The organism is Halalkalibacter okhensis (assembly GCF_000787375.1).
In the GTDB taxonomy this organism is placed as follows: Bacteria; Bacillota; Bacilli; order Bacillales; family Bacillaceae_D; genus Halalkalibacter; species Halalkalibacter okhensis.
This window is the reverse complement of record NZ_JRJU01000016.1, coordinates 98,927-109,085: the sequence shown is the minus strand read 5'-3', so window position 1 is coordinate 109,085 and position 10,159 is coordinate 98,927. Positions and strand designations below refer to the sequence as shown.

Annotated in this window: 11 protein-coding genes; 5 read left to right on the top strand and 6 right to left on the bottom strand. The window is 38.0% G+C overall.

The window, feature by feature from the left end:
* Positions 1–292: 292 nt before the first annotated feature.
* Complete coding sequence (locus tag LQ50_RS13080; protein ID WP_034630001.1) at positions 293–841, top strand: GNAT family N-acetyltransferase; 549 nt, start codon at positions 293–295, stop codon at positions 839–841.
* 41 nt (positions 842–882) lie between these two features.
* Here LQ50_RS13080 and LQ50_RS13075 read toward each other — a convergent pair whose 3' ends face one another.
* On the bottom strand, positions 883–1,314 hold the full coding sequence (locus LQ50_RS13075) for a GNAT family N-acetyltransferase (protein WP_034629997.1): 432 nt from the start codon (positions 1,312–1,314) through the stop codon (positions 883–885).
* 363 nt (positions 1,315–1,677) lie between these two features.
* Positions 1,678–2,721 carry a lactonase family protein gene (locus LQ50_RS13070; protein ID WP_034629995.1) on the bottom strand — a complete coding sequence of 348 codons (1,044 nt, stop codon included), beginning with the start codon at positions 2,719–2,721 and terminating at the stop codon, positions 1,678–1,680.
* Between the two features lie 182 nt (positions 2,722–2,903).
* Between LQ50_RS13070 and LQ50_RS13065 the strand changes: the two genes are divergently transcribed.
* Positions 2,904–3,737: a tyrosine-type recombinase/integrase gene (locus LQ50_RS13065; protein WP_084138780.1), complete on the top strand. Its 834-nt coding sequence runs from the start codon at positions 2,904–2,906 to the stop codon at positions 3,735–3,737.
* A 74-nt stretch (positions 3,738–3,811) separates the two neighbouring features.
* Positions 3,812–4,678 (top strand): hypothetical protein, encoded by an 867-nt coding sequence (locus LQ50_RS13060; protein WP_034629992.1) that lies wholly within the window; start codon positions 3,812–3,814, stop codon positions 4,676–4,678.
* Positions 4,679–4,721: 43 nt separating this feature from the next.
* Here LQ50_RS13060 and LQ50_RS24355 read toward each other — a convergent pair whose 3' ends face one another.
* Positions 4,722–5,351, bottom strand: coding sequence for a restriction endonuclease (locus LQ50_RS24355; RefSeq protein ID WP_052144739.1), 630 nt, complete (start codon positions 5,349–5,351; stop codon positions 4,722–4,724).
* 132 nt (positions 5,352–5,483) lie between these two features.
* On the opposite strand from LQ50_RS24355, the gene LQ50_RS13050 reads away from it, so the two are divergent.
* Both LQ50_RS13050 and LQ50_RS13045 read left to right on the top strand, forming a co-directional pair.
* A complete protein-coding gene (locus LQ50_RS13050) occupies positions 5,484–6,941 on the top strand; it encodes a GAF domain-containing sensor histidine kinase (protein ID WP_052144738.1) in 1,458 nt (485 codons plus the stop codon).
* A gap of 9 nt (positions 6,942–6,950) precedes the next feature.
* Positions 6,951–7,595: a response regulator gene (locus LQ50_RS13045; protein WP_034629989.1), complete on the top strand. Its 645-nt coding sequence runs from the start codon at positions 6,951–6,953 to the stop codon at positions 7,593–7,595.
* 50 nt (positions 7,596–7,645) lie between these two features.
* Here the strand turns inward: LQ50_RS13045 and LQ50_RS13040 are convergent, their stop codons facing one another.
* From LQ50_RS13040 to LQ50_RS13030, 3 genes are read right to left on the bottom strand one after another with little or no spacing between them, the layout of a single operon-like run.
* Positions 7,646–7,987, bottom strand: a complete 342-nt coding sequence (locus LQ50_RS13040) for a VOC family protein (RefSeq protein ID WP_034629987.1) — start codon at positions 7,985–7,987, stop codon at positions 7,646–7,648.
* A gap of 1 nt (position 7,988) precedes the next feature.
* Positions 7,989–9,008, bottom strand: a complete 1,020-nt coding sequence (locus LQ50_RS13035; protein ID WP_034629985.1) for an S-adenosylmethionine:tRNA ribosyltransferase-isomerase — start codon at positions 9,006–9,008, stop codon at positions 7,989–7,991.
* Positions 9,005–9,736, bottom strand: coding sequence for an SDR family NAD(P)-dependent oxidoreductase (locus tag LQ50_RS13030; RefSeq protein ID WP_034629983.1), 732 nt, complete (start codon positions 9,734–9,736; stop codon positions 9,005–9,007). The genes LQ50_RS13035 and LQ50_RS13030 overlap by 4 nt, the downstream gene beginning before the upstream one ends.
* Positions 9,737–10,159 lie beyond the last annotated feature (423 nt).

Sequence of the window (10,159 nt, the reverse complement as noted above, 5' to 3'; positions counted from 1 at the left end):
TTTTTTTATGCGCATAAACAGAGTAAGGAAGGAGCAAAAGCTACTTCGAATGACCCGATGGTTACTAGGTGAGTAAGCTTCTAGAAAGACTCCATGTCCCCCTGTGATGTTCGGATAGCAAAAAGCCAAGTTTCGATTGAATGTCTCCAACTTTGGATAGCAAATCCCTCACTTTCGACAGAATGCCATCCAATTTGGACAGCAAGCATATGACATATTCTAAAAATATACAGCTGTATATATGGTAAGATGATTAATATAATCAAATCCCATAACTATTTGGGGGCGGGAAATGTTTACACATAAAATAAATGATGATTTATCGTTAAAATTAATAGAAATAAGAGACGCAGAAAAAATATTCGAACTAACGGATAAGTCAAGAGGCTATTTAAGAGAATGGTTACCTTGGTTGGATCATACAACCAAACTCGAAGATACCATAGAGTTTATCAAAATTTGTTTAAAAGATTTTGCAGAAAATAAGAGATTTAATACGGTTATCCTATATAAAGGAAAAATGGTTGGTATTGCAGGTTACAATCATATAAATTGGTCAAATAAAACAGCATATATTGGCTATTGGCTTGGTGAAGAATTCCAAGGCATAGGAATAATGACTGAGGTAGCAAAAGCATTGACCAATTATGCAATTCATGAGTTAAATCTAAATAAAGTAGAGATTAGAGCTGCGGTGGAGAATACAAAAAGCAGGAGTATTCCTGAGAGGCTAGGCTTTGTAAATGAAGGATGTATTAGGCAAGCTGAATGGTTATACGACCATTATGTAGACCACGTTGTATATGGAATATTAGCAGAGGAATGGAACAAAAGCCGTTAACGTAGATTAGTTCAATGAAACATCCCTTAATAGTAAGATTATTACGTTTTATTCCATTCCATCAGATATTCTTCTTGATTTGTATTTTCATCTAAAAGAGTTTCCTTTATAATAAAGTCATTTTTTTTATAAAACGCAACTGCTGATTTATTTTTCGTATAGACTTTTAAAGAAATATTTGATTTTTTCCTTTTTATGAAGTTTATTAGCTCTTTTCCATACCCATTTCTTTGATAAGGTGTATCGATAAAAAGGGCTGCTAAATAGTTATCTACCATAGAAACAAACCCAACTACTTTTGATTGATGGTAAATAACGTACGTCTCAGACATGGGAATGTATTTATTTCTCATTTCATATTTTTGAGAGTACCAATAGTGTTTACTAATAAAATGATGAGATTGAATAGAACCTTGATACCAAATGTCTATTAAGGCATCAATCTCATTGTGATTACATACCTCTATTTTCATTTGTTTCACCTTGTTTCATAATTTTTTTATGGATTATATAGGAAGCCTAACACAACGATTCACTAAAAATATTACAATAGTAGGTAAACTTCTTTTCGTTTCAGTTTACCATGATTATTACTATTGCATGAAATGAAGTATGAATGGAAGACGTGATTTCGCATGAATTATGAACAAGCATTATAGTGATATATAGAAGCAACAAATTCTCATGACTTTAACAATGTGAATGGCAGTTAATACATGAACACTTGAGTAATCTATAATTTCAGATCTGCACCTCCTGCATTCAGACTGAAGCTTAGAAAATATTAAAGCAGAAAAAAAGACTATCAAGCAAGCCGATAGCCCTTTTTTAAACCTTTAGTTAGTAAAAACCACACATACAGGATTAGGTACTGCAACAGAAATACCTGTAGGAGTTAGCTTACCAGTTGAAGAATCAATCATATATTGAACGATATTGCTTGTGTTTTGATTAGCGGCTAAAAGAAACGTTCCCGTAGGATCAATAGTAAAATCTCGTGGAAAAGAACCTTCCGTTGGTGTATGGTCAACTAGCGTAAGGTGACCTGTCTCTCCATCAATTTCAAAAACAGCAATGCTATCATGACCACGGTTTGATGCGTATAAAAATTTTCCATCAGCAGATAGCTTAATCGCACCCCCGATACTTTCTTCTTCAAAATCAGCAGGTAGAGAAGATATGTATTGAAGTTCGTTAAATGTACCTGTCTTAGAGTCATAACTTAAAGCAATCACTTCTGAACTAAGTTCACCATTAACGTATGCAAACTTTTCATTTGGATGGAATTGAATATGTCTAGGGCCTGTACCTGGTTTGAATGTTTGTGTGCAATGGTTCGTTAATGTACCATTATCAATAGAATAGACACCCATCTCATCTGTCCCTAAATCTACAACACATAGATAATTTTCATCAGGAGTTAATCCAGCATAGTGAGCATGAGGCTTTTCTTGTCTTTCGTGTGGCCCGCTTCCAGCATGTGTAACGGTTGATGTAACTGTTGCAATCTCTCCGTTATCAGTTAGCTTATAGGCGATTCCTGTACCTTGATGGTAGTTAGCTGAGAATAGCAAATCGTTATGATGATTAAGGCTAACGTGACAAGGTGGGCTTCCGGCAGCTACTTCATAATTTAATAACGATAATTGTCCATCTGATTTGATCGAATAGGCGCCAACACCACCTTCTTCTTCCACCTTCATAACCGAATATAAATATTTTTGATCATTACTAATGGCAAGATAAGTTGGATTTTCTAGCTCTGCAGCGACCTGAACATCATCAATTGCACCTGATGAAACATCCATTGATAGCTGATAAATCCCTTTGCTTTCTCCCTTTGTATATGTCCCAACATAGGCTGTTAACTTTTTAGTCATGATTCTTCCTCCTTATGAAAGTACTCCCATTAACTATATCACAGGAAAAAGAGACACGCATTTATGTAGGTTATAATACTAGAAACGGTAAACAGAATTAACAATTTAAACCAATATATTGCGCAGAACTTGACAAATTGTCAAAATCATTTTATAGTTGTGGAAGTTAGGGGGAATTCATTTTGGATAAAAAATGCGCTGGAACCACAAAAGACATCATAGATTCTTTTGCTGTCTATCTCTCTCAAAAAGGAAGGTCAGAAAATACAATAAAAACGTATTGTGGTGTAATCCATACATTTTCTAGTTGGTTAGAGACCAAAGACAAGAATTTACATGAACTTACGCAACAAAATGTACAAGAGTATATTGATTTTTTAGAGTCAGAAAAACGTAGTGTGTCAACGATTAATAAAATATTCAATACGATTAATACCTTTGCTAAATCACAAGATCGTATAGAAATAACTGAAAATATAAAAAGGTCAAAGATAAAAATTGATTACGTGGCCCCGGATTTTTTAACTGAAGAAGAAGTGAGTGCGCTTTTAAAGAAAGCCAAAGCGGATGCAAGTAAACGTAATACAGCAATTGTGTTTGCTCTGCTGTATACAGGTGTACGCGTTTCTGAATTGTGTTTGTTAAATCGAGATGATATTAAGTTAAATCACAAAAGCCAAACAGGACAAATGGTTGTGAGGAATGAACAGGAAAATGAACGAATCATTCCATTATCTAAAGAGCTTGTTCATAAGCTTCACGAATATCTTACGTCTAGAAACGACGAGCATGAAGCACTATTTGTATCAAATTATCAAAAACGAATTGCCGCTCGTACGGTTCAGCATATGTTAAAAGAAGAATACGGTGTTTATCCACATAAGCTCCGTCATACTTTTTGTTATGACTTAGTACGTAAAGGTGTGGACCTGTCAATTGTGGCCCAGCTATCAGGACACTCAGATGTAAATGTAACTAGACAATATTTACAAGCAATTGAAGATATCGTAAGTTAATCAATAGTTAACAACGCCTAGTCCTCACTCTGAATTATCAGAAGGAGGGCTAGGCGTTGTTGTAGGGGGACCATATGAGAAAGAGCGTGTACTTAATTATCTTGCTGGGGGTTATTAGTACCATTATGATGGCTTTTTATGAAAGAGAAACAAAGATTGAATCTACATGGATATGGGATACGCAACGATTTATAGATAATAAGGAGCCGTATTTTCAATTTCTTGAACAGAACAATATAACGAAATTATATGTTCAGATCGATCCTGGTATAGCCTATGAAAAATATGAGTCGATGATAGGTGAGGCAACAGCCAGAGGCATGGTTGTTTTTGCAATTGATGGAGCTAAGGATTGGGTTTATAGTACGGAAGAGCTTCGTTACAAACTGGGCTGGTTACATACGTATCACCTCCAAGTAGGTGAAGCTAGTCAATTTTCAGGGCTGTTAGTAGATGTCGAACCATACTTATTACCTGAATGGGAAAAAGAACAGCTTACATTATTAACAGGGTATGTAAAGCTTATAGATGAAGCAGCTGATTTTACGAGAAAACACAATCTTCCCTTTGAGGTAGCCATCCCTTTTTGGTTTCATGAGCTGGAATTAAGAGGACAACGATTTCTTGATGTGCTTGGCTCGTCTATAGATACATTCGTTATTATGTCATATCGAACGGATGTAGAAGGTGAAAATGGTTTATTTGCGCTCGTTTCTCCTTATTTTGAAAATGATATTGAGGTCGATATTGTTTTAACAGTTGAAACAGAACGATTACAAGGGGAAGAGAAGTATATTTCATTTTCAGAGAAAAGCGAGCAGGAAATGTTTCGTTTTATAAACCAATTAAACAAACATTACCGAGACGATAATCGATTTCAAGGAGTATCGGTGCATCATGTCGACTCATGGATGGATTTGAGTTTAAAAAATGAAGAATAGAAGGGGTCCCAAAAAAGGTCAAGGCACCCCTTTCATGTAAAGGTTACTCCTGTGCTTCTTTTTTTGTTTCCTCTTTAATAAGGAGGCTTCGAACACGTTGGATAAACCGATGTGTTCTTTTTTGCTCTAAGTACATATCACACATCGCATCGAGTGAATCTCGGTCAATAAGGGTTATTTTATTGGCGCGAGCAACGCGTTTTGCAGAGTTTGTAAAGTGGCTGTTTGTTACGATGATGACTTGTTTGGCTTGAAAATTTGGTTTTAGAGTAAGTACATCTTGGACAAAAGCTGCAGGCACTTGATTTGCCTGACGTTTGGCTACAACGATTGCTTTTAAGCCTTTTTTTCGCAAAATCAAATCTGGTTGTGCTTTACGATTCACTCTTGTTTTACTCACAGAGTAACCTTGTTTTTGAAAAAGTGGGACTAATAGTTGTTGAAATTCCTTGTCTGGTAGCTCATCAATATTTAATAGCTCAGAAGAGAGATGGCGAGAGATCCACTTTGATGTTTTTAATAAATGTGTGATTCCTAATGCAGAAAGAATCGCGGCTAATACAAATCCAAACACAGTAAAACTGTAATTATATAATTGAACGAGAATATATGTCGCTAAAAAAAGATAGATAGGTAACAGGGCATTTCGGTTATGTCCTTTAGGAGCTTTCATTGGTCTCACTTCCTTTGGATCGTTTTCTTCCTTAGTCTATCCAATGTTTGGATTTCTATGTCATAGATTTCTCTTCTCTGTTTCTATCTTGTACGGTACGATAAGAGTAACAAATGTAAGTGAGGGTTGAGGATGGAACAACAAAACGATTTCGTTCATGCTAAGTCAGTTGGGGAAACGTTACGGATCATTTCGATGACATTAAATGAAGGCAATGATCTAAGAGACATGTTGCAATCGGTATTAGAACGTTTACTTAAAGCAGTACAATTAGAATGTGGTTGGATCTTTCTCATTCAAGAGAAGGGTGAGCACTCTTTGTTTGCCTCATATGGATTGCCAAATGGGCTTACATACAAGGATTCGTTGCCCCTTTGTGAAGGTGGGTGCTGGTGCAAGGATAAATATTTAGATGGTCAGCTAAAGAAAGCTGTGAATATTATGGAATGTAGACGTCTTGAGCGTGTGAAAGTTGGCAACCTAGGTGAGACAAATGGAATAAGCCATCATGCGACGATTCCTATTTTTGCGGGGGAGGAATCGTTTGGCTTAATGAATGTTGCTTCTCCTAATAAGACACATTTTACCGAAGAAGAGTTAGACTTGCTTGAAACTGTGGCCTATCAAATTGGAGCAACGGTTAAGCGCTTTAAATTATTCGAACAGGAAAAGCGGCGCTCAAGGATGCTAGCAGCACTAGGTACATGTTTGTCCATGATCCAAAAAAATGAACAAGAACCTTCTGAAATAGCTGACATGATCTTACAGCTTTTTAACTGGAGTGGGCTTTCAATAATGCTCAATGGGCAATTGAGTGAAGTAGGGCAGTGTGAGGATATACAAGAGCTTGTACAAGAGGCTATTTTTGGCGAGACCAGTTTGAAAATAACAATCTATCATGAAGTGTGCAATGAAGTCGATCATTATCTTGTCGAACAGCTTACTCATTATCTTTGTTTGCACTTTGAGAAAGAACGATTGACCGAACAAAGAAAGGAACTGGCTCGAATCGATGAACGCAATCGGTTAGCTCGAGATTTGCATGACTCGGTAAACCAAATGCTCTTTTCATTGTCTCTCACAGCCAAAGGGGCACAATTACGGACAAAGGAAGAAAAGACGAAAGAAACACTAGGACAAATCCAAACGTTATCACAAGAAGCATTAAAAGAATTAAAGCAATTGATTTATCAGCTTAGGTCAGAAGAGTTACAAGAAGGAATGAATTCGGCCATTACGCGTTATGCTCATTTACTTGGTTTAACGGTCCAAGTAAGGTTAAATGGCATGTTGACTCTTTCTAAGAAGGGAGAGGAGTGCTTATGGAGAATTGCTCAAGAAGCGCTCAATAATGTGAAAAAGCATAGTGGTGTCCAGGAGGCAAGGGTTACAATTGAGGCAACAAAAGACACAGTGACAATGCAAATTGAAGATCATGGGATGGGGACTGTGGAGGGGGAATATATCCATCCAAGTTCGACCGGAATAAATGGAATGAGAGCTCGAGCTGAAGCATTAAATGGGTGGTTTACATTTCGGAGTATTAAAGGAAAAGGAACGACACTTCAAGTAGTCATTCCAAACCAGTAGGGGGATCTGATGGCTATACGAATAATGATTGTAGATGATCATCATGTTGTCAGAAGAGGGTTAGTCTACTTCCTTGAGACGATGGAAGATTTAAAAGTAGTTGCAGAAGCTTGTGACGGCATGGAAGCGATTGAATTATTTAAAAAAGAGCGGCCAGATGTCGTGATTATGGATTTAGATATGCCGAAAATGGATGGGATGGAATGTACAAAGAAGTTAAAAGAAATCGATGAAGAGGCAATCATCCTTGTATTAACTAGTTTTACAGATCAAGATCACGTTATTCCAGCATTAGAAGCTGGAGCTTCTGGCTACCAATTAAAAGATATCGAACCAGAGCAATTAGCAGAAACGATTCGAGCTGTGTTTCATGGAGAAAGTAGATTACATGAAAAAGTAACAAAGCATGTATTAACGCGTGTTTCAACGAGCTTTGTTAGTGAACAAGATCGATTGCAGAAATTGACGGGACGGGAACGCGATGTGTTAATAGAAGTGACAAAAGGGCGTAGCAATAAAGAAATTGCAAAGGAGCTTTTCATTTCGGAAAAGACGGTCAAAACACATATGTCTAACATTTTAGCTAAGCTCGAGCTAGCGGATCGTACACAGGCTGCTGTTTTTGCTATCAAGCATAAATTGAGAAAAAGATGAAAAGAACGGATCTAGTCGTTTCCTCTAGATCCGTTCTTTTCATATATGGCTTATGTTGCTTCAATAAATTCAATGTAATCTTCATGGTGGGAATAGAAAACGGTCTTCCAACCATTTTCCAAAACAAATGGTCCACAAGGTTTATAGGAAGCTGGCGGCTTCCATGTTTGCATGTGCGTTTCTAAGTTCGGCACTTGGTAGGCAATGTGAAAAGGATAGGGAGTGGGGTCTCCCTCTATAAATTCTATAATAAGCGAATGTGTCTGTACGAAAAGGAGTTTTTCCCCCATAAAAGAAAACTCTGATTCTACTTTCCACTCGGGCAGCAAGGGGATAAAAGCTTTAAGTGCTTCGATATTTGAAACAACTATTCCAATATGATGAATATCCATGCTAGTTCTCCATTGGTAATAGAAGGTTCACATCTCCAAACTCGTGCCATAAATACTCTTGTCTTATAGCCTCTTCATAAGCAGCAAGCAAATGGTTTTTATCAATAAAAGCTGAAAGCATATCAAGATGGCTCGCTTCAGGTTCATGAAACCCTGTAAGTAACCCATCAACAACTTGGAGAGCGGAGTTTGATTTTATATGAAGAGTCGTTTCTCCTGCAGTTGCTTGAAGGTTGTGGTTGGTATCGACGGCGCTTTCTAGTGCGCGGACTACCGTTGTTCCAACAGCGATGACATTTGAACGTTCGTTCTTAGCGGTCTGAATAAGCTTAACTGTTTCAACAGGAACAGAGAATGGCTCTGGCTGAAAGATCGGGTCGGGCCAGCGGTCATCTTCAAAGTAACTTAATCCGGAATGAAGAGAAACAAAGCCAATTTTTATCCCTTTATTCTGGAGTGCAGCAAGCATTCTCCAGGTTAAAGCACGACCAGCTGAAGGCATCTCAATAGAACCAGGTACTGAACTATAGACCGTTTGAAAGGCTTGTAGCGGCCAATGATCTTGTAAATATTCATAGTGAATGGGTGTGCCGTTAATATAAAGAAAGTTATAGAACTCATCCCCTTTAATCGAAAAACGTATGGAGATAAGAGGTGTCTTTTTACTTTTATCTATCACTGTGGCGCGCACGTTATTTGTAAAATGCAGAGTATCTCCTATCTCACTTTGATCAGAAGAAAGGACTTCCCAAATATCAGTTGAGCATTTCCGCGCAAGGCGAACTTCAATGTGATCAGTTGTATAAAGGACGGCAGGAATTGTACGGCTCTTATTTAAAATGAGTACATCTCCCTTTTTTAAATAATTGCTAAGGTGTGCAAATGTGTCGTGAGTCACGTGACCTGTTTGGCGATTTTGAACGAGCAGTCTTACGGCTTCTCTTTGATGAGAACGGACTTCTGCTGGCAAAGACGCATGTAAGTGTTGTGGGATGACAAATGGATAAGATGCTAATGTCATGTTCGTGTCTCCTTTCTTGAAAATGATTGAGCTTCGAAACGTTGACCTGTCACCATTTGTGATTCGCTTGACGCTAAATAATCAAATACATCTAGGACATCATGCGGATTAGCTAGTTCATAATCGCAAGTTGGTACGGCAATTTGATGCATCGTTGTATCCATTTCCCCTGGATCGACGAGGTTAATTCGAACGCCTGTATCGGTTAATTCATCAGCCCATATTTGAGTCATCCCTTCTACAGCAAATTTCGAGATTGAATAAGCTCCCCATTCGGCATACCCGGTCTTGCCTACTTCAGAGGTGAGGTTAATAATGCTGCCACTTTTACGAGCAAGCATGCCGGGTAATACTCGTTTCGTCATAAAGAATGGATTAAGAGTATTGACTTCGAGGACATCTTTAAAAGCTTGATCTGGATAATCCGCTAAATAAAGGGGACCAGGTCCAAAAATTGATGCGTTGTTAATCAGTGTATCGATTCGCCCAAAATGATTCTCTGTGATTGAAACTAATCGCTCAACATCATTGGGTACTGAAACATCGGCTGTAACAGCAACGATCTCACCCCCGTATTGCTTTAATTCATGTTGAACAGCATGTAGATCAGCTTCGCTTCTTGAGCATATCGCTAGATTCGCTCCCTTTTTAGCAAAGTGGTGAGCGAGTGCATAACCAAGACCGCGTGTGGCACCTGTTATCATAATCATTTGTTTTTGATTAAACATTTGTTTACTCCCTTCGTTCTTTGATTACTCTCATTTTATGAAAACTAGCGACAGCCAACATCGAGAAGAAGGCTGAAAAAACCTACAACTTTTGGAGTAGTTGGGGGCAGTCTTCCGATCAAACAAGTGTTTGCATTTTTTTATTTCACCGCTTAAGATAAGGGGAAGGCACTGAAGAAGTCCTTTTAGAAGTAAAGGCCACTGAAAATGGTGAGAACCCACTGAAAAAGCACTTGAAAGATATTCAAGGAAGCGCCAATGGCTTCACACGTTGCTCTCGTCAGTTGAGAGAACTCACTCTTATCAGGCTTAAAACAAAGCAACGGTTCCGCTCATTGCTTCGAGGGAACTGAAAAAATGAAAAACCGCCCTTATTCAGTTCCTCGAAAATCCTGCCTTTTTCAGTAGCCTCAGATAAGGACG

Coding starts and splice junctions, on each gene's coding strand:
- LQ50_RS13075 (WP_034629997.1), bottom strand. CDS start 1,314: ATGAAAATAGAGGTATGTAATCACAATGAGATTGATGCCTTAATAGAC.
- LQ50_RS13080 (WP_034630001.1), top strand. CDS start 293: ATGTTTACACATAAAATAAATGATGATTTATCGTTAAAATTAATAGAA.
- LQ50_RS13045 (WP_034629989.1), top strand. CDS start 6,951: ATGGCTATACGAATAATGATTGTAGATGATCATCATGTTGTCAGAAGA.
- LQ50_RS13050 (WP_052144738.1), top strand. CDS start 5,484: ATGGAACAACAAAACGATTTCGTTCATGCTAAGTCAGTTGGGGAAACG.
- LQ50_RS13030 (WP_034629983.1), bottom strand. CDS start 9,736: ATGTTTAATCAAAAACAAATGATTATGATAACAGGTGCCACACGCGGT.
- LQ50_RS24355 (WP_052144739.1), bottom strand. CDS start 5,351: ATGAAAGCTCCTAAAGGACATAACCGAAATGCCCTGTTACCTATCTAT.
- LQ50_RS13040 (WP_034629987.1), bottom strand. CDS start 7,987: ATGGATATTCATCATATTGGAATAGTTGTTTCAAATATCGAAGCACTT.
- LQ50_RS13060 (WP_034629992.1), top strand. CDS start 3,812: ATGAGAAAGAGCGTGTACTTAATTATCTTGCTGGGGGTTATTAGTACC.
- LQ50_RS13070 (WP_034629995.1), bottom strand. CDS start 2,721: ATGACTAAAAAGTTAACAGCCTATGTTGGGACATATACAAAGGGAGAA.
- LQ50_RS13035 (WP_034629985.1), bottom strand. CDS start 9,008: ATGACATTAGCATCTTATCCATTTGTCATCCCACAACACTTACATGCG.